The organism is Cellulomonas taurus (genome assembly GCF_012931845.1).
GTDB lineage: Bacteria > Actinomycetota > Actinomycetes > Actinomycetales > Cellulomonadaceae > Cellulomonas > Cellulomonas taurus.
The window spans coordinates 1,770,005-1,794,695 of record NZ_CP051884.1 but is presented as its reverse complement, the minus strand read 5'-3'; the positions used below and the strand labels follow the sequence as shown (position 1 = coordinate 1,794,695).

Annotated in this window: 23 protein-coding genes; 13 read left to right on the top strand and 10 right to left on the bottom strand. The window is 71.6% G+C overall.

All coding sequences use genetic code 11. From position 1 onward, the window contains the following. Window positions 1–68 precede the first annotated feature (68 nt). From rpmF to rpmB, 6 genes are read right to left on the bottom strand one after another with little or no spacing between them, the layout of a single operon-like run. The gene (gene rpmF / locus HGK68_RS08385; RefSeq protein WP_169165551.1) at window positions 69–230 is read right to left on the bottom strand and encodes a 50S ribosomal protein L32; all 162 of its coding nucleotides are present in this window, start codon (window positions 228–230) and stop codon (window positions 69–71) included. Then, complete coding sequence (ykgO, locus tag HGK68_RS08380) at window positions 230–352, bottom strand: type B 50S ribosomal protein L36 (protein WP_013882594.1); 123 nt, start codon at window positions 350–352, stop codon at window positions 230–232. Before ykgO ends, rpmF begins: the two co-directional genes overlap by 1 nt. After that, complete coding sequence (locus tag HGK68_RS08375; RefSeq protein ID WP_169165550.1) at window positions 349–603, bottom strand: type B 50S ribosomal protein L31; 255 nt, start codon at window positions 601–603, stop codon at window positions 349–351. Before HGK68_RS08375 ends, ykgO begins: the two co-directional genes overlap by 4 nt. A 5-nt stretch (window positions 604–608) precedes the next feature. Further along, window positions 609–914 (bottom strand): 30S ribosomal protein S14, encoded by a 306-nt coding sequence (gene rpsN / locus HGK68_RS08370; protein WP_169165549.1) that lies wholly within the window; start codon window positions 912–914, stop codon window positions 609–611. After that, a complete protein-coding gene (rpmG, locus tag HGK68_RS08365; RefSeq protein WP_169165548.1) occupies window positions 914–1,081 on the bottom strand; it encodes a 50S ribosomal protein L33 in 168 nt (55 codons plus the stop codon). Before rpmG ends, rpsN begins: the two co-directional genes overlap by 1 nt. After that, a complete protein-coding gene (rpmB, locus tag HGK68_RS08360; RefSeq protein ID WP_169165547.1) occupies window positions 1,081–1,317 on the bottom strand; it encodes a 50S ribosomal protein L28 in 237 nt (78 codons plus the stop codon). The genes rpmG and rpmB overlap by 1 nt, the downstream gene beginning before the upstream one ends. A gap of 84 nt (window positions 1,318–1,401) precedes the next feature. On the opposite strand from rpmB, the gene HGK68_RS08355 reads away from it, so the two are divergent. The 5 genes from HGK68_RS08355 (at window position 1,402) to HGK68_RS08330 (ending at window position 9,785) form a co-directional block, all read left to right on the top strand. Then, entirely contained in the window at window positions 1,402–2,463 is a 1,062-nt protein-coding gene (locus HGK68_RS08355; protein WP_169165546.1) for a CobW family GTP-binding protein, read from the top strand. Window positions 2,464–2,652: 189 nt separating this feature from the next. Further along, complete coding sequence (locus tag HGK68_RS08350; RefSeq protein ID WP_169165545.1) at window positions 2,653–4,386, top strand: ABC transporter ATP-binding protein; 1,734 nt, start codon at window positions 2,653–2,655, stop codon at window positions 4,384–4,386. Next, entirely contained in the window at window positions 4,383–6,413 is a 2,031-nt protein-coding gene (locus HGK68_RS08345; RefSeq protein WP_169165544.1) for an ABC transporter ATP-binding protein, read from the top strand. The genes HGK68_RS08350 and HGK68_RS08345 overlap by 4 nt, the downstream gene beginning before the upstream one ends. 21 nt (window positions 6,414–6,434) lie before the next feature. Beyond that, window positions 6,435–8,561, top strand: a complete 2,127-nt coding sequence (locus HGK68_RS16110; RefSeq protein WP_246260209.1) for a cation:proton antiporter domain-containing protein — start codon at window positions 6,435–6,437, stop codon at window positions 8,559–8,561. A gap of 12 nt (window positions 8,562–8,573) precedes the next feature. After that, window positions 8,574–9,785 carry an amidohydrolase family protein gene (locus HGK68_RS08330; protein ID WP_169165543.1) on the top strand — a complete coding sequence of 404 codons (1,212 nt, stop codon included), beginning with the start codon at window positions 8,574–8,576 and terminating at the stop codon, window positions 9,783–9,785. A gap of 42 nt (window positions 9,786–9,827) precedes the next feature. Here HGK68_RS08330 and HGK68_RS08325 read toward each other — a convergent pair whose 3' ends face one another. Next, window positions 9,828–10,670 (bottom strand): dihydrodipicolinate synthase family protein, encoded by an 843-nt coding sequence (locus HGK68_RS08325; protein ID WP_169165542.1) that lies wholly within the window; start codon window positions 10,668–10,670, stop codon window positions 9,828–9,830. A gap of 179 nt (window positions 10,671–10,849) precedes the next feature. Between HGK68_RS08325 and HGK68_RS08320 the strand changes: the two genes are divergently transcribed. The 8 genes from HGK68_RS08320 to HGK68_RS08285 all read left to right on the top strand — a co-directional run bounded on the left by HGK68_RS08320 (window position 10,850) and on the right by HGK68_RS08285 (window position 19,986). Further along, window positions 10,850–11,656, top strand: coding sequence for an ABC transporter ATP-binding protein (locus HGK68_RS08320; RefSeq protein ID WP_169167023.1), 807 nt, complete (start codon window positions 10,850–10,852; stop codon window positions 11,654–11,656). A 70-nt stretch (window positions 11,657–11,726) separates the two neighbouring features. Then, window positions 11,727–12,722, top strand: a complete 996-nt coding sequence (locus tag HGK68_RS08315; protein WP_169165541.1) for an ABC transporter substrate-binding protein — start codon at window positions 11,727–11,729, stop codon at window positions 12,720–12,722. A gap of 35 nt (window positions 12,723–12,757) precedes the next feature. Beyond that, window positions 12,758–14,818 carry an iron ABC transporter permease gene (locus HGK68_RS08310; protein ID WP_246260208.1) on the top strand — a complete coding sequence of 687 codons (2,061 nt, stop codon included), beginning with the start codon at window positions 12,758–12,760 and terminating at the stop codon, window positions 14,816–14,818. 140 nt (window positions 14,819–14,958) lie between these two features. Further along, complete coding sequence (locus HGK68_RS08305; RefSeq protein WP_206155722.1) at window positions 14,959–15,723, top strand: M15 family metallopeptidase; 765 nt, start codon at window positions 14,959–14,961, stop codon at window positions 15,721–15,723. Between the two features lie 34 nt (window positions 15,724–15,757). Further along, on the top strand, window positions 15,758–16,618 hold the full coding sequence (locus HGK68_RS08300) for an aminotransferase class IV (RefSeq protein ID WP_169165538.1): 861 nt from the start codon (window positions 15,758–15,760) through the stop codon (window positions 16,616–16,618). Window positions 16,619–16,750: 132 nt separating this feature from the next. Continuing rightward, window positions 16,751–18,649, top strand: a complete 1,899-nt coding sequence (locus tag HGK68_RS08295) for a glycosyltransferase (protein WP_246260206.1) — start codon at window positions 16,751–16,753, stop codon at window positions 18,647–18,649. Next, entirely contained in the window at window positions 18,579–19,736 is a 1,158-nt protein-coding gene (locus HGK68_RS08290) for a hypothetical protein (protein WP_169165537.1), read from the top strand. The genes HGK68_RS08295 and HGK68_RS08290 overlap by 71 nt, the downstream gene beginning before the upstream one ends. Window positions 19,737–19,779: 43 nt before the next feature. Then, window positions 19,780–19,986, top strand: coding sequence for a hypothetical protein (locus tag HGK68_RS08285; protein ID WP_169165536.1), 207 nt, complete (start codon window positions 19,780–19,782; stop codon window positions 19,984–19,986). Window positions 19,987–20,053: 67 nt separating this feature from the next. Here the strand turns inward: HGK68_RS08285 and HGK68_RS08280 are convergent, their stop codons facing one another. From HGK68_RS08280 to HGK68_RS08270, 3 genes are all read right to left on the bottom strand, one after another. After that, window positions 20,054–20,614: a Dps family protein gene (locus HGK68_RS08280; protein WP_169167021.1), complete on the bottom strand. Its 561-nt coding sequence runs from the start codon at window positions 20,612–20,614 to the stop codon at window positions 20,054–20,056. A gap of 75 nt (window positions 20,615–20,689) precedes the next feature. Continuing rightward, a complete protein-coding gene (locus HGK68_RS08275; protein ID WP_246260204.1) occupies window positions 20,690–21,748 on the bottom strand; it encodes a glycosyltransferase family 2 protein in 1,059 nt (352 codons plus the stop codon). Between the two features lie 73 nt (window positions 21,749–21,821). After that, entirely contained in the window at window positions 21,822–24,683 is a 2,862-nt protein-coding gene (locus HGK68_RS08270) for a glycoside hydrolase family 3 C-terminal domain-containing protein (RefSeq protein ID WP_169165535.1), read from the bottom strand. Window positions 24,684–24,691 lie beyond the last annotated feature (8 nt).

Sequence of the window (24,691 nt, the reverse complement as noted above, 5' to 3'; positions counted from 1 at the left end):
TGGCTGGTGAACCGCCCGCTGAGCCCGGCCGGTGGAGGGGTCGCGCAGCCCCTCCACCAGCCGTCGGTTCAGATCAGCCCGCGCTGCACCGCCCGCACCAGACGCCGCGGCACCGCCACCAGCTCGCCGTCGGGCCGACGCGCCGTGACCAGCACCGCCGGACTCGCCTTCCACTGGGCGCGCCGGGCGCGGGTGTTGCTGCGGGAGAGCTTGCGCTTGGGGACCGCCATCAGCCCTGCCTCGCCTTCCAGCGCGGGTTGCGCTTGTTGATCACGTAGGTCTTCCCGTGGCGACGGACCACGATCGACCCGTCCTTCTTCTTCAGCGACGCGAGGGACGCGCGGACCTTCATCGGTCGCCTCCGGTGCCGTAGCGGCGGTGGAACTTCTCCACCCGGCCTGCGGTGTCCAGGACCCGGCCCTTGCCGGTCCAGAACGGATGGCTGGCGGACGACACGTCGACGTCGACCAGCGGGTACGTGTGGCCGTCCTCCCACTCGATGGTCCGGTCGGTGCGGACCGTGGAGCGGGTCAGGAAGGCGTAGCCGACCGATGGATCGCGGAAGACGACCGGGCGGTACTCGGGATGGATGTGCGGCTTCATGGTCCTCACCAACTCGACTTCGTGACACCGGGCAGTTCGCCGCGGTGGGCCATCGCCCGCATCCGGACCCGGGAGAGCCCGAACCGGCGCAGGTGTCCGCGCGGTCGCCCGTCGGCCACGTCCCGGTTGCGCACCCGGGTGGGGCTGGCGTCCCGGGGCAGGGCGTGCAGGGCGGCCATCGCCTCGGTGCGGGACTGCGGTGTGCCCGCCGGGTCGACGCTGGCGCGCTTGAGCACCCGGCGGCGATCGGCGTAGCGGGCGACCACCGCCCGGCGCTGCTCGTTCTTGGCGATCTTCGACTGCTTGGCCATCAGCGCTCCTCGCGAAAGTCGACGTGCCGCCGGACCACCGGGTCGAACTTGCGCAGGATCAGGCGCTCCGGGTCATTGCGGCGGTTCTTGCGGGTGACGTAGGTGAAGCCGGTGCCGGCGGTGCTGCGCAGCTTGATCACCGGTCGCAGGTCGACGCGCCCGGCCATCAGACCTTCTCCCCGCGGGCGAGGATCCTGGCCACGACGACGTCGATGCCCAGCTTGTCGATGGTCTTGATGCCGCGGGCGCTGACCCGGAGCGTGACCGTGCGGCCCAGGGTGGGCACCCAGTAGTGCTTGCGTTGGATGTTCGGGTCGAACCGGCGCTTGGTCCGACGGTGGGAGTGCGAGATCGAGTGGCCGAACCCGGGAACGGTCCCGAGCACCTGGCAGTAAGCGGACATGGCGCACACTCTAACGCTAGTGAGAACCATTAGCAGCAATCGGTTACGGTGGGGCGTCCGTCCCCGCGTCGAAGGAGTCCACCCGTGCCTCGCAAGCCGCTGTCCGTGCTGTCCACCCTCGACCCGGTGCTGCGCGACACCGCGATCTTCGGCCTCGTGATCGACCGGCCCGGGCTCGTGGTGCTCCGGCACGACATCGTCGACGGCGGCATCCGCCGGGTGGTGGTCGACGCCGGAGGAGTGATCGAGGATCTGCTGGTCCCGCTCGCGCACGCCTGCCTGAGCTGCTCGGTGCGTGAGGACGCGGTGCCCACCCTGGAACGCCTGGCCGCCGACCCGCGCTGGGATGCGGTGCTGCTCGCCCTGCCGGTGTCCGCCGAATCCCTGCCGGTGGTCCGCGCGCTGAACGACCTGCGCGGACTGCGGCTCGCCCGAGTGCTCACCGTCATCGACGGCAGCACCGCCCAGGACGACCTGCTCGGCGACGATCTGCTGGTCGAACGGGGGATCGCCCTCACCGAAGACGACGGCCGCGCGGTCGCGGAAGCCGCAGCGGCGCAGCTCGGTCATGCCGACCTGGTCGTGGTCGAGGGGGCCATCGACCCGGTCGGCTCCGACCTGCTCGACCACCTGCGCGCCGCCGACTCCGGGCGGATCGCCGGTCTCGCCGCCCTCTCCGTCGACGCCGTCGTCGCCGGGACCCACGACCGGACGGCCGGGGAACGCCGCCTCGACCCGCTGGCCGTCGCGCCCCGGCCGCAGGCACCCACCGCTCACGGCGTCTGGACCCTCGATCTGCGTTCGGACCGCCCCCTGCACCCCGAGCGCCTGGTCGCCGACGTCCACCGGCTGGGCGACACCCCGTTCCGCAGTCGGGGCCACTTCTGGGTGCCGAGCCGCCCCGACAGCATCTGCGTCTGGGACGGGGCGGGCCACCAGCTCTCCCTCGGGGCGATGGGGCACTGGGGCGGGCGGGAACCGGCGACCCGGCTGGTGATCACCGGCATCGGGCCCGGGCGGCACGAGCTGGTGGCGGCCTTCGAGGACGTGCTGCTGACCGCGGAGGAGTACGGAGAGGGGATGCACGCCTGGCTGGGGCGGGCGGATGTGCTGGAGCCGTGGCTGGGGGAGCGGTCGGGGGTGTGATCCGTGCCGAAGCTGTGAGCTGACCGATCGGCAAAACCCCTGGGCGTGTCAGACCCCCATGCCTATCCTGTGAACCGATCGCTCGGCTCTGTCCGGCCACACCGTCGCGACCCGGCTCCTCGGGGCGGACGTGCTCGTTCACCAGCTGGTTCGCCCTCTGTGGCGGGCACTCACCCCTTCGGAGACCCCGTGCTCGGCCGACTGCTCTGGCGCTATCTGGCGCCCTACCGATGGTTCCTGCTCGGCGTGCTGGCGTTCCAGTTCGCCTCCGCCCTGGCGATGTTGTACCTGCCGAGCCTGAACGCGGACATCGTGGACAAGGGTGTCTCGCAGGGGGACACCGCCTACATCTGGCGCACCGGCGGCTTCATGCTCGCGGTGTCGCTGGGGCAGATCCTCGCGGCGATCGTCGCGACCTTCTTCGCCGCCCGGGCAGCGATGCAGGTCGGGCGGGACCTGCGCGACGACATCTACGGCCGGGTGTCCGGGTTCTCCGAGCGGGAGGTGTCCCAGTTCGGCGCCGGGTCGCTGATCACCCGGAACACCAACGACGTCCAGCAGGTCCAGATGGTCACGATGATGGGCGCGACCATGCTGGTCACCGCCCCGCTGCTGGCGATCGGCGGGATCGTGATGGCGTTGCGTCAGGACGTGAGCCTGTCCTGGCTGATCGCGGTGTCGGTGCCGACGCTGCTGCTGATCGCCGGGATCGTGATCAGCCGGATGGTGCCGCTGTTCCGCAGCTACCAGACCAAGCTGGACACGGTGAACCGGATCATGCGCGAGCAGCTGACCGGTGTGCGGGTGGTGCGGGCCTTCGTCCGGGAGCCGATCGAGGCGGAACGGTTCCGGGGCGCGAACACCGACATCCTGGTGGTCGGCCGCAAGATCGGATCGCTGTTCGTCATCCTGTTCCCGCTGGCGATGCTGGTGCTGAACGTGACCACCATCGGCGTCATCTGGTTCGGCGCGATCCAGGTCGATGCGGGCAGCGTCCAGATCGGCACCCTCCTGGCGTTCATGCAGTACATCGGTCAGATCCTGATGGGTGTGCTGATGGCCAGCTTCATGACCGTGATGATCCCGCGGGCGGCGGTGTCGGCGGAGCGGATCACGGCGGTGCTGCGCTCGGAATCGACGCTCAGCGTCCCGGAGCAGCCGGTGCGCGACTTCCCGGAGCCCGGCGCGGTCAGCTTCCAGGACGTGACCTTCACCTACCCGGGTGCCGAACACCCGGTGCTGTCCGGGGTCAGCTTCGACGTGCGACCGGGCCAGACCCTGGCGGTGATCGGGTCGACCGGCGCCGGGAAGACCACCCTGATCTCCCTCCTGCCGCGGCTGTTCGACACCACCTCGGGCGTCGTGCGGGTGGGCGGCGTGGACGTGCGGGACGCCGACCTGGAACGCCTGTGGTCGACGATCGGACTGGTGCCGCAGCGTCCGTTCCTGTTCGCCGGGACGGTCGGCTCCAACCTGCGCCTGGGGAACGAGGACGCCTCAGACGGCGACCTGTGGCGTGCCCTGGAGATCGCGCAGGGCAGCGACTTCGTGCAGCAGATGGACGGTGGCCTGGAGGCCAGGATCGCCCAGGGCGGCACCAACGTCTCCGGCGGTCAGCGGCAGAGGCTCGCCATCGCCCGTGCCCTGGTCCGGCAGCCGGACATCCTGGTCTTCGACGACTCGTTCAGCGCGCTGGACCTGGCCACCGACGCCCGGTTGCGCCAGGCGCTGTGGACCGAGTTGCCGCAGGTCACCAAGGTGGTCGTCGCCCAGCGGGTGTCCACCGTGACCAGTGCCGACCAGATCATCGTCCTGGAGGACGGGCAGATCGCCGGGATCGGCACGCACGAGGACCTGCTGGCCGGCAACCAGACCTACCGCGAGATCGCCGAGTCCCAGCTGTCGGTGGAGGCCGGAGCATGAGCGAGAAGACCACCACCGGGCAGAGCACGCCGGAGCTGACCGAGGAGGAGAAGTACGAGCTGGAGCTGGGCGAGCAGGCCCGGATCGCCTCGGACTCCTGGGACTCGGTCGCCCCCGGCAAGGCCGACAACTTCAAGGAGAGCTTCGGGCGGATGCTCGGGCTGCTCAAGCCGTACCTGGCCGCCCTGATCGCGGTCTCCCTGATGGGTGCCGGCGGTGTGGTGCTCACCGTGCTCGCGCCGCGGGTGCTGGGCAACGCCACCAACGAGGTCTTCGAGGGCTACGTCTCGAACCAGCTGCCGGCGGGGACCACGCAGGAGCAGGCGGTGCAGAACCTGCAGGCCACCGGGCAGGACCAGCTGGCCGCCATGGTCGAGGCGATGGACCGGCTGATCCCGGGCCAGGGCATCGACTTCGACCGGCTCGGGTCGATCCTGCTGACCGTGCTCGCGCTCTACCTGGCGGGGGCGTTCCTCACCTGGGCGCAGGGCTTCATCATCAACATCGTCATGGTGCGGGCGATGTGGCGGCTGCGCGAGGACGTCGAGGCCAAGATCAACCGGCTTCCGCTGCGCTACTTCGACCGGGTGCAGCGCGGCGAGCTGATCAGCCGGGTCACCAACGACATCGACAACATCACCCAGACCATGCAGCAGTCGCTGTCCACGGCGCTGACCAGCATCCTCACCGTGATCGGTGTGCTGGTGATGATGTTCTCCATCTCCTGGCAGCTCGCGCTGATCGCGCTGGTCTCCCTGCCGCTGATGGGGGTCATCTTCGGGGTGATCGGCCCCAAGTCGCAGCGGGCCTTCGGCATCCAGTGGCGCAAGGTCGGCCGGTTGAACGCCCGGGTCGAGGAGTCGTTCTCCGGCCACGCCCTGGTCAAGGTCTTCGGTCGCCGCCAGGACTTCCAGGACAAGTTCCAGGCCGAGAACGAGGAGCTGTACCAGGCGTCGTTCAAGGCCCAGTTCCTGTCCGGGATCATCTGGCCCGGGATGAGCTTCGTCGGGAACCTCACCTACGTCGGGATCGCCGTGGTCGGTGGCCTGATGGTCGCCAACGGGTCGATGCGGCTCGGCTCCGTGCAGGCCTTCATCCAGTACGCGCAGATGTTCACCCAGCCGCTGTCCGAGCTCGGCGGCATGGCGGCCGTGGTCCAGTCCGGCACCGCCTCCGCCGAGCGGGTGTTCCAGCTCCTGGACGAGGACGAGCAGTCGGTCGACGACCCGCAGGCACCCGCGCCGGCCGAGGGCGACGGCACCATCGAGTTCGAGCACGTCCGGTTCTCCTACCGGGAGGACCAGCCGCTGATCGAGGACCTGTCGTTCACCGTGCGGCCGGGCCAGACCGTGGCGATCGTCGGTCCGACCGGTGCCGGCAAGACCACCCTGGTCAACCTCCTGATGCGGTTCTACGAGCTGGACGGCGGGCGGATCCTGGTCAACGGGCAGGACATCGCCACCCTGAGCCGGCACGACGCGCGCGCCCGGACCGGGATGGTGCTGCAGGACCCGTGGCTGTTCTCCGGCACGATCCGGGAGAACATCCGCTACGGCCGGCAGTCCGCCAGCGACGAGGAGGTGCTGGACGCCGCCCGGGCCACCTACGTCGACCGCTTCGTGCACTCCTTGCCGGAGGGCTACGACACGGTGCTGGAGGAGGACGCCGCGAACATCTCCGCCGGGGAGAAGCAGCTGATCACCATCGCCCGGGCGTTCGTCGCCCAGCCCTCGGTGCTGATCCTGGACGAGGCGACCAGCTCCGTCGACACCCGTACCGAGCGGCTGCTGCAGCAGGCGATGGCGAGCTTGCGGCAGGGGCGGACCTCCTTCGTGATCGCGCACCGGCTGTCGACCATCCGTGACGCCGACCTGATCCTGGTGATGGAGCACGGGTCGATCGTGGAGCAGGGAACCCACGACCAGCTGATCGCCACCGAGGGGGCGTACCACCGGCTGTACCAGTCCCAGTTCGCCGCGGCGGCGGTGACGGACCCGGACACCGAGGAGGCTCCCGTCCAGGCCTGAGCCGGGGCTAGGGTCGCGAACGTGCTCGCCATCGTCGTCATCGTCCTGACCCTGCTCGTGACCGCGGCCGCCGCGGTGTACGCGCCACGGTTCGGTCTGCCCGCGCCACTGATCCTGGTGCTGGTCGGCATCCTGGTGAGCTTCCTGCCGGTGGTGCCCGCCGTCGACATCGAGGCGGAGTGGATCCTGGCCGGGGTCCTGCCACCCCTGCTGTACTCGGCGGCGGTGTCGATGCCGACGATGAGCCTGCGCCGGGACTTCGGTGCGGTCAGCGGACTGTCGGTGGTGCTGGTGGTCGGCACGTCCCTGGTGCTCGGCCTGTTCTTCGCCTGGGTGATCCCCGGCATCGACCTGGCCTGGGGGGTGGCGCTCGGTGCGATCATCAGCCCGACCGACGCGGTGGCGACCAGGATCGTGAAGAACGCCGGCGCCTCACCCCGGGTGGTCGCGCTGCTGGAGGGCGAGGGTCTGCTGAACGACGCCAGCGCCCTGGTGGTGCTGCGCACGGCGATCGCGGCGACCGCGGTGGCGTTCTCGTTCTGGCACGCGCTGGGCACATTCCTGTACTCGGTCGGCATCGCGGTGGTCATCGGCTGGATCGTCGGGCGGGTGAACGTCCGGCTCCGGGCGCGGGTCACGGACGCCACGGTGAACACCCTGATCAGCTTCACCGTGCCGTTCCTCGCGTCGATCCCGGCCGAGGAGCTGAACGGTTCGGGGCTGGTCGCGGCGGTGGTCGCGGGGCTGATCACCGGGTGGCGTGGTCCGCGGCTGCTGTCGCCGGAGCACCGGCTCTCCGACCGGCAGAACTGGGCCACCGTGGAGCTGATGCTGGAGGGAGTCATCTTCCTGACCATGGGCCTGCAGCTCTACGGCCTGGTCGAGGAGGTGCACGCCGAACACCAGGGAATGGGCACCGCGATCGGGCTGGCCGCCGCCGCCCTGGTGCTCACCGTCCTGCTGCGGGCCGGCTTCGTGATCCCGATGCTGGCCTGGTTGCGGCGCAAGGCGGCCCGGGGTGCGGCGGTGGCGCCACGGCTGACGGCGATCGAGAAGACCCTCGCCGACCCGGAGTGGGCGCAGAAGTTCCTGCTTCGGCAGCGGGAGGCGTGGGCCCGGGGGGAGAACGGGGAACTGCCGGGTCGTCCGGGTGCGGACGGCACACGGTCCGGCCTGCCACGCCTCGGCGGACCCGGCGCCCGGCGGGACGTGCTGAGCACGCAGGGCGCGGTCGACACCCCGTCCAGCGCGGCCCCGGACACCGATCACGCCACGCCCGGCGACGGGGCACCCGGGACCGCCGCCCCGCACGCCGACGCCGGTGCCCGCCCCGACCACGTCCGGGTGACCCGTGACGACGACCATCGGGTGACTCGTGACGACGACCACCGGGCGACCCGTGACGACGACGCCCGGGCGACGACCCGTGACGACGACGCCCGGCCGGCTCGTGACGTGGTGCTCGCCGAGGCAACCGCTCGGCAGGCCCTGGCACGCGCCGCGGCGCCGTGGGACCCGACCCGTTCCGCTGCCAAGCGCCGGCCGTGGCGGCGGACCGCTCGGCTGCGGGTGAAGCTCGCCGTGCGGCGGGCACGGCGGGCGCGGCGGAATGGTCGGCCCGGTGCGCGGCCGGAGGACCTGAGCAGGTTCAGCACCCGGGTGCGCCGGATGCTCGCCGACATCGACTACTTCCGGCGGTCGCCACTCGGCAAGCGGGACGGTGTGATCGTGGTCTGGGCCGGGATGCGGGGCGCGGTCACGGTCGCCGCCGCCCAGACCCTCCCCGCCGAGACGCCAGCACGCGCCCTGCTGGTCGTGATCGCCTTCATCGTCGCGGCGTTCTCCCTGCTGGCGCAGGGCGGCACGATCGGCTGGCTCGCGGCTCGGCTCGGCCCGGACGAGGAGGCCGTCGCCCGGCAGGAGGCGGAGACCGCCGCCGAGCACTCCCGTCTGCTGGACCTGATGCAGGCGGCGGGCGAGACGGTGGAGGGCGACGACGAGGAGGCGGCCGTCGCCCGGCTGCGCGCCCAACGGACGGCGCTGTTGGACGCCCGGGACGACGGCACCTTCGACGCGGAGGCGCTGAGCGGTGCGCTGGAGGCGATCGACGCCGAGCAGTTCAGCCTGGAGCTGCGCGGCGGTGTGTGAGGATGCGAGACCATGAGCACCGCAGCACTGAGCCCCGTCCTGAGCCCCGTTCGTCTGGTCCGCGACATCCGGCCGTGGGGTGGTGACCGCACCGACGCGCTGATCGACAGCACCGGGCGGTTCGAGCGCTTCGGTGCCGTCGACCCGACCGGGATCGATCCGGCGCAGGTCATCGACGGTCGCGGCCTGCTCGCGCTGCCGGGCATCGTGAACGCGCACGCACACGTCGACAAGTCGTGGTGGGGCCTGCCGTGGCAGTCCTACGGCGGCGAGGGCGGCACCGACGGTCGGATCCGGCACGAGCGCGCCCGCCGCGACGAGCTGGGCATCCCCGGGGTCCGGCCGACCGCCGCCGTGCTGGCCGAGATGGTCAAGCACGGCACCACCGCGATCCGCAGCCACGTCGACGTCGACCTCGGTGTCGGCCTGCGGGGGATCGAGGCGGTGCGCGAGGCGGCGGCCGCCTACGACGGCGCGCTGGACGTGCGGATCGTCGCCTTCCCGCAGGACGGTGTGCTGCGTCGGCCCGGGGTGCTCGACCTGCTCCGGGACGCCGCCCGGGCCGGTGCCGACCACGTCGGGGGCCTCGATCCGGCCGGGATCGACCGCGACCCGGTGGGTCAGATCGACGCGATCCTCGGGTTGGCGGCCGAGGAGGGCGTCGGGGTGGACATCCACCTGCACGACCCGGCCGAGCTGGGCGCGTTCCAGATCGAGCTGATCGTCGAGCGGACCGTGGCGCTGGGGCTGCAGGGCCGGGTGACGATCGCGCACGGCTTCGCGGTCGCCCAGCTCCCGGACGGACCACGACGTGACCTGCTGGCGGCGATGGGGGAGGCGGGCGTGTCGATGACCACGGTCGCGCCGCTCCGGCTGCCGCAGTTGCCCCTGGCCGAGCTGGACGCCGCTGGGGTGCGCCTCGGCTTCGGCACCGACGGCATCCGCGACCTGTGGAGCCCGTACGGCACCGGCGACACGATGGGGATCGGCTGGCAGTACGCCCGGTCGTCCTCCCTGGTCCGGGACGAGGACCTCACCCGGGTGGTGCGCGGCCTGACCAGCGGCGGCGCCTGGTCGGTGGGTCGCACCGAGGCCGAGCACGATGTGGTGGTCGGCGGCCGGGCGGACCTCGTGCTGCTGGACGCCGAGAACCCGATGGACGCCCTGGTGCGGACGCCGCCGCGTGAGGTCGTGATCGGCGGGGGTCGGGTGCTGGTCGGCTGAGCGCCGCCCGGCAGGGGTCCCTTCCCAGCCGCCGGGCTCCCATCAGCCGTCCAGCAGTCCCAGCGCGCGCAGCGCCGCCGCGATCCGCGGATCCTCGGGCACCCGCAGCGGTGCGGGCAGGCATTCCTCCGCCACCAGGCCGAGCAGCCGGGCCACCGCGGCCGAGACCCGCAGACCGCCGTGCTCGGCGATCAACGACCACAGCGGTGCCAGGGCCGCCGACCGCGCCTCGGGGTCGTCGTCCCGGGCGACCCCGAGCACCGCCTCCGGCAGGATTCCGGCGATCGAGCTGAACCACAGGTCGCACCCGGCGACCAGTCCGGCGGCGCCGGAGCCGTCACCGGAGACGCCGACGGCCGTGCCCGGTGGGAGCAGCGCCCGGGTCCCGGCCAGATCGGCGGGCACCCCGGGCACCTTGATCGCGGCGATCCCCCCGAGGGCGGCGATGCGGCCGTAGAGCTCGGGGGTGAAGGCGAACCGGGTGGTGCGCGGGTTGTCGTAGATGACGACCGGCAGGTCGACCGCCGCCAGTACCGTGTCGAACAGTCCGACCACCTCGTCGGCGACCAGTGGCTGATACGCCATCGGGGCGAGCAGCAGGGCGTCGGCGCCGAGGTGCTGGGCGTCGCGGGCCAGGTCGATCACGTCCCGGGTGCGCAGGGCACTGATTCCGGCGATCACCGGGATGCCGCGGGCGTGCTCGATGACCGTGCCGAGGGCGGTGGCGCGCTCGTCCCGGGACAGCAGCGGGGCGGCGCCGGTCGATCCGAGCGCCCCGATCGAGTCCACCCCGGAGAGCCGGTCGATGATCCGGCCCAGCGCCGGGCGGTCCACGCGGTCGCCCCGGAGCGGGGTGAGGGGGAACGCCGAGACACCGTGGAACATCGCTCATCCTTCCTGCGCCCCGGTGCATGCGGAGCACCGAGGTCGTCGTGGCCACCACGGTCGCAGACGGACGACCAGGCGCGCGGGAACCTGGCCGTGGCCCACGTGAATGGCGGCACGTTGTCAGGAAAGGTAAGGCTCAGCTAATCTCCCACCTCGTGACCACCCACACAGCCGCGATGGCCGCTCGCGACGTGACGATCGGTTACGGCGGGGACCCCGTCGTGATCGGCGCCGACGTCGATGTCGCGGCGGGCCGGGTCACCGCGCTGGTCGGACCGAACGGCTCCGGCAAGTCGACGCTGCTGCGCGGCATGGCCCGGCTGCAGAAGCTCTCCGGCGGCGACATCGCGCTGGCCGACACGGACGCCGCGGCGCTGAGCTCGCGCGAGTTCGCCCGCCGGGTCACGCTGCTCGCCCAGTCCCGCCCCACCCCGGCCGGGATCACCGTCCGGGACGCCGTCGAGTTCGGTCGGCACCCGCACCGGCACGGCTGGCGAGGGCTGGACCCGGACGGCCGGGCGGCGGTCGACCGTGCCCTGGTGCTCGCCGGGATCGCCGACCTCGCCGACCAGGACATGGACGCCCTCTCCGGCGGCCAGGTGCAGCGGGTCTGGTTCGCCAGCGCGCTGGCCCAGGACACCGGGGTGCTGCTGCTGGACGAGCCGACCAACCACCTCGACCTGCGGTATCAGGTGGAGGTGCTCGAACTGGTCCGGGAGCTGGCCGACGTGCACGGGGTCGCGGTCGGCGTGGTGCTGCACGACCTGGAGCAGGCGGCGGCGGTCGCCGACCGGGTGCTGGTGCTCGCCGCGGGCCGGGTGGTCGCCGACGGGCCGCCGAGCGAGGCGATGACCTCCGCGCTGCTCAGCGAGGTCTACGAGATCGAGATCGAGGCGGGCCTGACCCCCTCGGGACACGTCAGCGTGCGAGCGCCCCGGCTCCAGCTGCGCCGGGTGCGCGCGGCCGAACACGCCGTCATCTGACGTTCTGACCTGTTTCACCGGGCGCGACGCGCAGGCGCCCTCCTCCTCCCTGCGCAGACATGAGGAACCGATGAGCACGCGACGCACGCTGGCGGCGGTCTGCACCGCCGGGGCGCTGGCGCTGTTGGCCGCCTGTGGCACCACCGACGCCCCGGCCGACGAGTCCACCACGACGGCCTCCGGTGCCGGACCGGTCTCGATCACCGACGACCGGGGGGAGAAGGTCGAACTCGACGCCCCGGCGGTCAAGGTGGTCAGCCTGGAGTGGATGCAGACCGAGATCCTGGCATCGCTGGGGGTCACCCCGGTCGGCGCCGCGGATGTGGCGGGCTACACCTCCTGGGTGGGCAACTCCGTGCCGCTGCCGGGCGACCCGGAGGACGTCGGCACCCGTGGTGAGCCGTCGGTGGAGGCCATCGCCTCCCTGGAGCCGGACCTGATCGTCGGCGTCACCTCCTCCATCCCGGAGGGTGCACTGGACCAGTTCAACCGGATCGCGCCGGTGGCTCTGTTCGACGGTGCCGATGCCGCCGACCCGATCGGCTACGTCAACGACGTGACCACCGCGATCGGCACCCTGGTCGGCAAGGACGACGAGGCAGCCGAGGTGATCGACGCCGCGAACGCCCGGATCGAGGAGAACGCCACGGCGATCGCGGACGCCGGGCTGGACGGCACCCCGATCGTCTTCGCCTCGCCCTACGCCGAGGGTGCGAACGTCACCGTCCGGATGCACGGTCCGCGCTCGGCCTTCCAGGCGGTGGCGCTGCAGATGGGTCTGGCCTCGGCCACCGAGGACCCGGGCGACGACGCCTACGGTCTGTCCTACCTGGACGTGGAGGGCCTGACCGCCCTGCCGGCCGAGACCCGCTTCCTGTACTGGGGCAACGACGACGAGGAGGACACCGTCACCACGGTGCTCGCCGACAACCCGATCTGGCAGTCGCTGCCCTTCGTCCAGCAGGGCCACGTGTACCGCGCCGGGGTCGGCATCTGGGCCTACGGCGGCCCTGAGTCCCTGGCGGCGTGGAGCGACGACTTGGTCGCACAGCTCACCGCGGCATGACCGCCGCGCCCCCCATCGTCCGTCCGACACCGGTCGTGACGCCGACGTCCCGCCAGACCACCCGCACGGTGGTCGTGGGTGTCGTGCTGATCGTCTGGCTGCTGGTCGTCGCTGCCGTGCACCTGACCCAGGGCACCGCGGACGTGACCGTCGGCGAACTGTGGGGGGCGCTCACCGGTCAGCACGCCCTGGACCAGGCGGCCGCGGTGGTCACCGCCTCCCGGGTGCCGCGCCTGTTGGCGGGGGTGCTGGTCGGCTGTGCCCTGGGTGCCTCCGGCGCGGCGATGCAGGGTGTCGCCCGCAATCCGCTGGCATCGCCGGACACCACCGGGGTGAACGCCGGCGCCTACCTGGCGCTCACCGTGGTCGCCGCCTTCGGTCTGAACCTCGGGTCGCTGTCCGGGGTGCTGGTGGCGTTCATCGGCGGTCTGCTGACCGCCGGTCTGGTGATGGGGCTGTCCGGCGGTGCCGCGTCCTCACCGGTCCGCCTGGTGCTGGCCGGCTCGGCGATCACCCTCGGGCTGCACTCGATCACCTCCGCGCTCCTGCTGCTGTTCCCGTGGGAGACCCAGGGCCTGTTCGCCTGGGGCGCGGGGTCGCTCGGGCAGAACGGGATGGGCACCGTCCGAATGATCCTGCCGGTGGTCGGGGTCGGGCTGGTCGGCCTGATCTGGGCCGGACGCCGGATCGACCTGCTGCAGCTCGGTGACGACGCCGCCCGGTCGCTGGGCATCGACGTCGGACGCACCCGGGTGCTGGTCGTGGTGCTCGCGGTGCTGCTGGCCACCGCGGCGGTCGCCGCCACCGGCCCGATCGGCTTCGTCGGACTCTGTGCACCGCTGCTGGTCCGGCTCGCCGCCGGCTGGGTGCGGCCGCTGGCGAAGCACCGCCTGATGATCCCGGCGGCCGCCCTGGCCGGGACCGCGCTGGTGCTGACAGCGGATGTCGCGCTGCGTGCGGTCTTCGGCTCGACCCGCAGCGTCAGCATCCCGACCGGCGTGGTGACCAGCATCATCGGCGCGATCGCCCTGATCCTGCTGGCGCGCCGTGCGAAGTCGGCGCTGGAGGCCGACACCCTGGCCACGCTGCGGGCCGGGGGAGCCCTCGCTCGCCGGCTGCCCTGGCTGATCCTGCTGCTCGGCGTCGCCCTGCTGGTCGGCGCGATCGTCGCGGGCGTCCTGCTCGGCGACTCGACCGTGCTGCTCGGCGACGTGAGCAACTGGCTGGCCGGTCGGGCATCGGTCCGCCTGGACATCATCCTCGACTCGCGGGTGCCGCGGGTGCTCGCCGCCCTGCTGGCCGGTGCCTGCCTCGCCCTGGCCGGTGCCCTGGTCCAGACGGTGACCCGCAACCCGTTGGCCGATCCCGGCGTGCTCGGCGTCGCCAACGCGGCGGGTCTGGGCGCGGTGACGGTGATCGTCGCCGGGGGTGCGGGCTCCTACGCGTCGGTGGTCGGCGGTGCGGTGATCGGTGCGCTGGTCGCCGCGCTGATCGTCTTCGGGATGGCAGCCCGCGGCGGCATGGCGTCGGGGCGGATCGTGCTGGTCGGGATCGGGGTGCAGGCCGCCGCCAGTGCGATCACCACCCTGCTGCTGGTCCGCACCGACCCGTGGAACCAGAACCGGGCGATCACCTGGCTCGGCGGATCCACCTTCGGTGCCGGGACCAAGCAGCTGCTGCCCATGCTGGTCGCCCTGCTCGTCGCGGTGCTGGTGGTCGCCCGCACCCACCGGGACCTGGATCTGGTGCAGGTGGACGACACCACGCCCCGGGTGCTCGGCGTGGCGCTGGCGCGCAGTCGCCGGGTGCACATCGCGATCGCCGTGCTGCTGACCGCCGCCGCCACCGCCGCCGTCGGCCCGATCACCTTCGTGGGACTGGTCGCCCCGCACGCGGCGCGGATGCTGATCGGGAAGCGCCACCGCTGGCTGCTGCCGCTCACCCTGGTGCTCGGGGCCCTGCTGGTGTGCGTCGCCGACACCGTGGGCCGGACGGTGCTCGCCCCCGCCCAGCTGCCGGCCGGGCTGGTCACCGCCCTGGTGGGCACGCCGTACTTCATCTGGCTGCTCTGGCGGATGCGCCCCCGGCGCGGCTGATCGGTGCCGTTTTCTGGCACCCGTGGGCTGGTCAGGACGGGCGTGCCGGGCCAGACTGGAGCCCCCTCCACCGAGTACGAACGATGGCGATGACCCTGCTGCGACCCTCTGTGACGCCCCCTGCCGCGTCGACTCCCGGCGTGCCGCCGGGTTCCGGCGGTGTGGGCGCACGCCGGGCTGCCCGTCGACGACTCGCCGGGACGGCGCTGGCCGGGATGCTGCTCGCCGGTGTCGGAGTGAGTCCCGCGGTCGCCGGACCGTGGCCCGACCCGCGACCGCAGGGTGATCGGCTGGCCGGTGTGCTGCGGGTCGACCCGCTCACGCCCACCGAGGACCCCGCCTCGCTCGCCGTGGTCGTCAACAAGCAGCGTCCGCTGCCCCTCGACTACGTACCGGCGGCACTGGTCCCGGTCGACGGCGGCACCATCGAGCTGCGCCCGGAGGCAGCCGACGCGCTCGCCGCCCTGCGCGCCGCCGCCGCCTCCGCCGGGATCACCCCGACCCTGATCTCCGGGTACCGGTCCGCGGAGCGGCAGAACGAGGTCTACGCCGGCTGGGCGAGCAGCATGGGCGTTGCCGGTGCGGACGAGGTCTCCGCCCGCCCGGGCTACTCCGAGCACCAGACCGGCCTCGCCGTCGACCTGGGCAGCAGCACCCGCCCGGAGTGCGACCTGGAGCAGTGCTTCGCCGAGACCGCCGAGGGCCAGTGGTTGGCGGCCCATGCCGAGGACTTCGGGTTCGTCGTCCGGTACACCCCCGCGAACTCCGGCCGGACCGGTTACCGGCCGGAGGGGTGGCACCTGCGCTTCGTCGGGACCGACCTGGTCCACCAGCTCCACCTGCGCGGCGCGGACTCCCTGGAGGAGCTCTTCGGCCTGCCGGGCGGTCCGCAGTACCCGAACTGACCTCGGGCACCCGTACCCCGGGTACCGTGCCGACATGGACGTGACCGGGACGATCTTCTGGGTGAACGGCGAGCTCCTGCCCGCGGAGCAGGCGACGACGTCGGCACGCGACCACGGACTGGTGGTCGGCGACGGCGTCTTCGAGGCGGTCAAGGTGGTGCGCGGCCAGACCTTCGCGCTGCACCGGCATCTGGAGCGGATGACCCGGTCGGCCGCCGGGATGGGCCTGCCGGGCTTGGACCCCGAGCGGGTCCGTCGGGCGGCGGCGGAGGTGATCGCGGCCAACCGCTCGGCGTTGACCACCGACTACGACCTGTTGCGGATCACCTTCACCGCCGGACCCGGGGTGCTCGGCTCCGGTCGGCTCGACCCGACCGCGACCACGCCGACGCTGATCCTCGGACTGACCCCGGGGCACGACCCGGATCCGCAGGTCGGGGTCATCACGGTGCCGTACCGCCGCAACGAGGTCGGCGCGCTCACCGGGCTGAAGACCACCTCCTATGGGGAGAACGTGTTGGCGTTGGCGCAGGCGCACGCGGCGGGTGCCAGTGAGGCGGTCTTCGCCAACACCCGGGGTGAGCTGTGCGAGGGCACCGGCACCAACGTCTTCGTGGTGCGGGACGGCGAGCTGCTGACCCCGCCGTTGTCCGCCGGCTGCCTGGCCGGGATCACCCGGGCCCTGGTGCTGGAGTGGGTCGGCGCCCGCGAGGTCGATCTGCCCTACGACGCGCTGCTCGACGCCGACGAGGTGTTCCTGACCTCTTCGGCCCGCGACGTGCAGCCGGTGGTCGCGGTGGACGGGCGACCGGTCGGCGACGGCACCCCCGGTCCGGTGACCCGGGCCGCGCAGGTGGCGTTCGCCACGGGTCAGGCGCGCTCCTGGGAGCCCTGACCGATCAGCACGCGGCGCTCGCCTGTCCACAGCCGCCCGATCCAGCGGGTCCTGCACACATGTACCACCCTGCCTGGTCATCGACCGCCGGATCTGCCTAGGGTCACAGCGGTGGCACAGGAGGGGTGAGACGTGGGACGGCACGAGAACGTGCGCCGGGTGGGCGACTACCTGGCCGAACGCGGGTTGGTGGAGCGGCAGGTGCTGGACTCGGCCGCGGAGGTGGCCCGCAGCTCCGGCGCGCAGATCGGTGAGGTGCTGGTCGCCATCGGTGCCGTCGACTCGCAGGCGCTCACCCGGGCGCTGGCCGACCTGTGGGGGATGCCCTACGTGGAGACCGCCCGCACCGCCTCCGCGCTGACCGACGCCGATCTGGCGGCCGCCGACGTCGACACCGTGCTGCAGCAGGGCTGGTTGCCCCTGGAGACCCGGGCGGACGGCAGCCGGGTGGTGGCGGTGATCGACGAGCCGGACGAGCTGCAGCGGGACGCGATCCGCGCGGTCCTCGGCGTCGAGCCGTTCCTGGTGCTGGCCGACCGGTGGGAGTTCCAGCAGACGGTGCTCGACCTGTACGGCGCGCAGCTGCGGGACAAGGCGAGCCTCGGCCTGTGGGGTCGATCCCCGGCCCAGTCGGCGCGCACGGTGCTGGTGCCCTGGCAGCGGGTCGCGCTGGTCGTCGGGCTGGTCCTGGTCGCCCTGGCGGTCTGGTTCACCCCGCACGGCGTGGTGGTGACCCTCTCGGTGCTGGTCGGTCTGGCGTTCCTGATCGGCACCGGCTTCAAGTTCTGGGCATCGATCCGTGGCGCACGGATGGAACGCGTCGCCCGCACCGAGCCCGCGGCCCTCGCCGCGCTGCGGGACGACGAGCTGCCGCGCTACACCGTGCTCGTGCCGGTGTACAAGGAGGCGAACATCGTCGCCAACCTGATCGAGAACCTCGGTGCTCTGGACTACCCGGCGCACAAGCTGGAGGTGCTGATCCTGGTCGAGGAGGACGACACCGAGACCCGAGCAGCCGCCGAGGCGGCGAACCCGCCGAGCCACTTCCGGTTCATCACGGTCCCGGCCGGTGCGCCGCAGACCAAGCCGAAGGCGTGCAATGTCGGCCTGGAGTTCGCCACCGGCGAGCTGCTGGTCATCTACGACGCGGAGGACAAGCCGGAGCCGGACCAGCTGAAGAAGGCGGTGCTGGCCTTCCGGGAGGCGGGGGAGGAGCTGGTCTGCGTCCAGGCGGCGCTCAACTACTTCAACGCCGAGGAGAACCCGCTGACCCGGATGTTCACCCTGGAGTACTCGTTCTGGTTCGACTACATGCTGCCCGGACTGGAGTACAACCGGCTGGCGATCCCGCTCGGCGGCACGTCCAACCACTTCCGGATCTCCGGTCTGCGGCGCCTCGGCGGCTGGGACCCGTTCAACGTCACCGAGGACGCCGACCTCGGCATCCGGGCCTCGGCGGAGGGACTGCGGGTCGGGGTGATCGACTCGACCACCTACGAGGAGGCCAACACCTCCTACCCGAACTTCGTGCGGCAGCGGTCGCGGTGGATCAAGGGGTACATGCAGACCACGCTGGTGCACCTGCGTCAGCCGTTCCGGCTGGTCCGGGTCGCCGGGCTGCGCCAGACGCTGTCGTTCCTGTTCCTGGTGGGCGGCACCCCGGCGACCTTCCTCGCGGTGCCGCTGCTGTACGCCGTCTTCCTGGCCTCGCTGCTGCTGGAGCCCCACCAGCTCGACGTGCTGTTCCCCGGCTGGGTGCTCTGGCTCTCGCTGTTCAACCTCGGGGTGGGCTCGGCCCTGATGATCTACGTGTCGATGATGGGCGCCTTCAAACGGCGTCGCTACGGCCTGGTCCTGTGGGGGCTGGCCAATCCGTTCTACTGGTTGCTGCACTCGGTCGCCGCGTACAAGGCGTTGTGGCAGTTGATCACCAAGCCGCACTACTGGGAGAAGACCGCCCATGGCCTCACCGGCGTCACCGCCCATCTCACACCCCAGCCGACGCTTCGGACCGAGGGGGCTGGCGCCTGACACCTGGCCGATCGAGCCGTCGCAGCGCTGGCTGCTGCGCCTGGCCCTGGCCTTCCCCTTCCTCCTGGTCGCCCTGCTCACCCAGGGCAGCGGCTTCGTGCCCGTCGCGAACCGCGCGCTGTCGGCGCGCGGGGACCTGATCGAATGGGGCGACACCGGGCTGGGCTGGATGGCGGAGATCTTCCCGCCGCTGTCGGCCGCGATCTCCGCGGTGGTCGGTGGCAGCGACCTGGCGCTGAACCTGGTCGCCGCCGTCGTGCTCGGCTTCGTGCTGCAACGTCTCGCCGGGGTGCTGGCGCGCCGGGGCGTCGGACTGTGGGGCACGGCAGCGGTGCTCGGCACCCTGGTGCTCACCCCGCCGCTCTACTACCTGGCGGCGTCGGACCTGCAGGCGTTGCTCGGGCTGGCCCTCGTGGTGATCGCGCTGGACGGCATCGCCTCCTTCGTTGAGGAGCGGAACACCGAATCCGGGTTCCGGGCCGGGCTCGCGCTCGGGGTGGCCGTGATGGTGGACCCGGGCGCCTGGTTCTACGCGATCGTGCTCGGGGTGCTGGCACCGTTCTTCGCCCGGCGCGCCGGCCGTCTGGGACGGGGAGCGAACCGGGCGACGATCGCCGTGCTGATGTTCCCCGCGATCGGCGCGGTGGCGTTCTGGCTCTACGCGTCCTGGTGGTTCTCCGCCGACCCGTGGGGCGGACTGGAGGCCAGTGCGACGAACGGCTGGTTCCCGATCAGTGCCGCCACCGCTGCGGAGCTGATCGCCCAGGGCATGCTGGCGGTGCCGCTGTTCGTGGTGGCCTTCGGCTTCCGGCTGGTGCGCGACCGGTGGTCGTTGATCGCGCCGCTGATCGCCATCGCCGGGCTGTACCTGTCGCTGTGGTCCGGCCTGCGACAGGCGGGCGGTCAGACCTACGTGCTGCTCACCGCGATGTACGTGCTGCTGTTGGTGGCCCGGGAACCCGGTCGGCGGCGGCGCCGGGTGATCCTGTGGACGGCGGTCGCTCAGATCGCCGTGGGCTGGGCGGTGCTGCTGCTACTGGCCGACTCGCCGATCTACCTCTGGCTGCGCACGGTCACCGGGTTGTGAGGTCCCGGTGGTCGTGAGCCGATGAGCGGGGTACAACCGTGACATGAGCAAGCACTCCGATCTCACCTCCGACCCCTCCGCCGAGGGCATCGCCGACCAGCGCCTCTCCGAGGCCGAGCTGCGCGCCCGGGACGCCCGCAGCGGCGGTGACCCGACCGGTGGCCCGCGCTCGCTCCAGGACGCGGAGCTCCTGCCCGACGACGAACAGCTCGCCGCCTCGGACGACTGGGACCAGCCCGAGCGGCTCTGACCGCACCGCGCCAAACAGCAGGAAGCCCCCGGAACCGCTCGGTTCCGGGGGCTCCGCGCCGGGTGGATCAGCCGTGCGAGGCGGCGGCCGCCGCCTCCTTCTCACCATCGGCGCCGTCGGTGGACAGCGCACCGCCGGCCGACTCCAGGTGCGCCCGGACGAACCAGTGGAACAGCTCCAGCTCGTGCAGGTGACCCACCAGCAGGTCGTTGGTGACCGTGTCCAGCTCCTCGGTGGCCTCCGCGGCGGCGCGGTGGTCCTCGATCACACCGACGTAGACCTCGTTCAGCGCGCCCAGGTGCTCGATCGCACCGGCCCGGCCGATGGAGTAGTCGTCCCACTCACGCGCGGCGACCAGGGCGCCCGGCGTGCCGACCGGGGCGACACCGAGGGTGGCGATCCGCTCGGCGACCGCGTCGACCATCGCACGCACCTGGTCGACCTGCGGGTCGATCATCTCGTGCACCGCGATGAAGTGCGGGCCGGTGACGTTCCAGTGGATGTGCTTGAGGGTCAGCTGCAGGTCGTTGAGGGCGTTCAGCCGCTGCTGCAGGATCTCGGCGACCTTGGCACCGTCCTCCACGGTGAGCGACGGAACGGTGTACTTCGGCAGTTCGGCACGGGCCATGGTCATCCTCCTGAGGATCTCTGGGAGCGTTCACGACCCACCGTGCCGCCCCGGCCCCGACCCCGCAACCGCAGGTCAGTTGAACCCGATCACCCGGCGGGCGGCCCGGTAGGCGAGCAGTGAGACCCGGCGACCGAGCGCGCCGGGCAGCGTGGCGAGCACCCCGATCGCGCTGCGGCGCACCCGGCGGTAGAGCGTCGGGTCCTCGGCGCGCAGCCGTGCCCACATCCGGTCCCGGTCGGCCAGCGCCTCCGGGGTCCGGGCGCTGAGCGCGATGATCGACGACACCACGCAGATCGCCCGGAAGTAGTGCACCAGATGACCGCGCAGCCGGGGGTCGGTGTGCTCCACGTCGGCGCGCAGCAACTGCTCCTGCAACAGCGCGTTCACCCGCAGCTGCTGATCGAGGCGGCGGACCATCACCGACTCCTGCACCGACTGGCCCTCGCGTCCGATGAAGTACCGGTACAGATCCACGTCCAGGTAGTAGGCCGTGCGCACCCGGGCCAGCGGAACGCAGGCGTAGAGGCTGTCGACGTAGAAGGTGTGCTCCGGCAACCGCAGGCCGACGTCGCGCAGCAGGTCGGTCCGGTAGATCAGGGCGTGCATCATCAGGTACTGCCGTGCCCGCATCCGGCGGGTCTGTCGCCAGGTGAACACCCGGGCGCGGGGGAGCGCGTTGCGGTAGCGGACGACGTGCTTGCGCCGCTTGCCGGTCTTCTCGTACACGACGTTGGACACCAGTAGATCGACCGGCTCGATGACGGCCAGGGTGTCGAGTGCGGCGCGGAATGCCTGCGGGTCCAGCCAGTCGTCGGCATCCACCACCTTGAGGTACCGGCCGGTGGCGTGCGCGATCCCGGTGTTGATCGCCCCGCCGTGGCCGGCGTTCGGCTGCCGGATCAGCCGGACCAGACCCTGGTCGGCGTAGCGCTGTGCCACGGCGGCGGTGCCGTCGGTGGACCCGTCGTCGATCACCAGGATCTCGACCGCCGCGTCGTGGCCGAGCAGGGAGTCGAGGGCTCGTGCCAGGCAGTCGGCGGCGTCGTAGGCGGGGACGACGACGGTCAGCACCGGGTCGGTGGTGGTGCGCGCGCGAGGGGGCAGGGTCCCCAGCGCCACGGACGGGTTCACGGGGAGCTCCTGCAGACACACAGAACGGGACGCTGCACCTTAGCGCAGCGTCCCGTTCGTGGGTGCGGGTCGATCAGCGGTGCGAACGGACCCGTCGGGTCACGCCCCAGGCAGCCGCCAGCAGGCCGAGGCCCAGCACGGCGCTGATCCCGATCTGCCAGTACCGCCAGGCCGGCGGGGTGTAGCTCAGCTCGGCGCCGGTGGCGACACCGTTCATCGCGTTCGAGTTGGCGACCGCGAACAGGATGTTGTGCGTCGCGGTGCGGATGTTCGACACCCCCTCGGCGGAGCTGGTGTCGGCGAGCGACTTCATCGGCTGGAAGGTCAGCATCAGATCGGTGCCGGCCATGATCGCCTGGTCCGGGTACATGAAGTTGTACAGGTTGAAGTCGGTGATCGCGATGCCGTCGAAGCCCCACTCCTCGCGGAGCACATCGGTCATCAGCGCGTGCGAGCCGCCGGCCCAGGTGTTCCCGATCCGGTTGAAGGAGCTCATCACCGCGGTGGCGCCGATCTCCTTGGTGGCCAGGGTGCCCTGGTCGTCGGCCAGGTAGGTCATCTCGGCCGAGGCGTTCTTGATCGGCAGCTCGAACGCCTTGAGGTAGACCTCGCGGATCGTCTGCTCGTCGGCCCAGGTCGCGATGCCGTTGTTGACCCGGTTGGTCTCCTGGTCGTTCAGCGCGAAGTGCTTGAGGTAGGAGTACACGCCCTTGGACGCCGCACCGCTGACCACGCCGGTGGCGAGCTCACCGGAGAGCACCGGGTCCTCGGAGTAGTACTCGAAGTTGCGCCCGGCGAAGGGGGAGCGGTGCAGGTTGACCGCCGGGGCGTACCAGCCGTTGGCGCCGAGGGTCAGCCCCTCGTTGCCGATGGACACGCCCATCTTCTCGGCCAGGTCGACGTTCCAGGTCTGGCCGAGCAGCACCTCGGAGGGGTAGCTGACACCGGAGATCGCGTCGTTGATGAAGGAGCTGAACCCGGCCGGACCGTCGTAGTCGCCGGTGACCTCCTTGACGATCGAGTTGATCGCCCCGGTGTTGTACGCACCGTTCAGGATCACCGAGGTCATCTCCGGCACGGTGAGCTGGTCCAGCAGTGCCTGCCACTGCTCGTCGTCGTAGTCCAGACCGCGCATGTCGATCAGGGTCAGGTCGCCCTCGGCCCCGGTGGTCGGCATGGTGGCGTCGGACGCCTCGGCGGCTGCCTCGGTGTCGTAGGCGTCGAAGGCGGCGACGGTCTCCTCGGAGGCGACCAGGTCGGCGTCGGTCGGCGCGGTCGGGAAGGTCCCGGCGAAGTCGGCCCGGCTCATGGTCCGCGGGTGGCCGTCCTCGCCGGTGAACGCGGCGGTCACGTCGTCGAACTGGTTGGTGACCGGCGCCTGGTCGGACGCGCGGTGGTCCTCGCCGGCGTAGGTGACCGTCTCCTCGACGGTGTAGGTCATCGCGTCGGCGACCACGGTGTGCGAGTCGGAGCGGACGGTGAGCTGGTAGTCACCGGCGTCCAGCACGTAGGCCTGCGCGTCGGCCTGGTCGTAGGAGGCCATGTCCTCGACCGCCAGGTCCAGGGTGAGGGTCTGCGACTCGCCCGGTGCCAGCAGGTCGGTCTTGTCGAAGGCGCCCAGCACCACAGCGGACTTCTCGATGCCGCCCGGGGTGTACGGCGCGGAGTAGTAGAGCTCCACGACGTCCTTGCCCGCGACGTCACCGGTGTTGGTCACCTGGACCTGGGTGCTGATCGTGCCGTCGGACTCGGTGGAGCCCAGCACGTCCCACCGGAAGTCGGTGTAGCTCAGGCCGTAGCCGAAGGGGTACACCACTGCCTGGTCGTAGTCGATGAAACCCTCGGCGGCTGCGGTCTCGTAGTACCGGTAGCCGACGTAGATGCCCTCCTCGTACTGGACGAAGTAGCCGTTGCCGTCCACGCCCTTGCCGGCGTCGGACGCCAGGCCGGAGACGTTCGAGTACTGGTAGGAGCCGATGTTCTGGAAGGTCGGGTCCTGGGTGAAGTCGGCCGCGTACAGGTCGACGGTGCGGCCGGAGGGGTTCACCTCACCGGTGAGCACCTGGCCGAGGGCGGCGAAGCCGCTCTGGCCGGGGGAGCCGACCTGGAGCACGGCGTCCACGCCGGTGTCGTCCTGCACGGTGCCCAGCTCCATGCTGGTCGAGGCGTTCACCACGACCACCACGGTGTCGAAGTGGGACTGGGCCAGGGCGATGGTGTCCTTCTCGTCCTGGTTGAGCTCCAGCTGGTGCTGACCGGGGACGTAGTTGTCGTCCCAGCCCTCCATGCTGGTCGCCAGGTCGCCACCCTCACCACCGGCACGACCGATGACGACCACGGCCGCGTCGTCGTAGTCGGCGAAGGAGGCCACCGCCTCGTCGGAGTAGTCGGCGGCGGGCATCTCGCCGATGTTGTAGACCGAGTCGGCGGGCAGGTCCATCACGATGTTGGTGCGCGGGGTGTCGGCGGCGAAGTCGCTCAGCTCGGTGTACACCGCGTCGTTGACCTCGATCCCGGACTCCTCCAGGCCCTGCCGCACGTTGACGGCGCTGCTGGTGTCGGTGGAGCCCGAGCCGGAGCCGCCGTAGATCGGGTCGGCGGCGGCACGCCCGAGCAGGGTCACCTTGAGGTCGTCGCCACCGAGCGGGAGCGCGTCGCCCTCGTTCTTCAGCAGGACGATGCCCTCGGCGGCGATCTCCCGGACCAGCGCGTCGGCCGCGTCCTCGGCCTCGTCGGCGGTCGCGTAGTCGGCCTTCGAGTACTCGGTGTCCCAGTCCTCGGTGCCTTCGGCGTTGGTGATCGTGTACGTGCCGGTGCCCAGCTGGGAGGAGACCCAGTTGGAGAAGATGCCGAGCGCGATGTTCGCCCCGACCACCAGCACCAGGACGACGCTGAGCACGGGGACCCAGATCGCCAGGAACTTCTTGTTGCTCATCGGCTTCC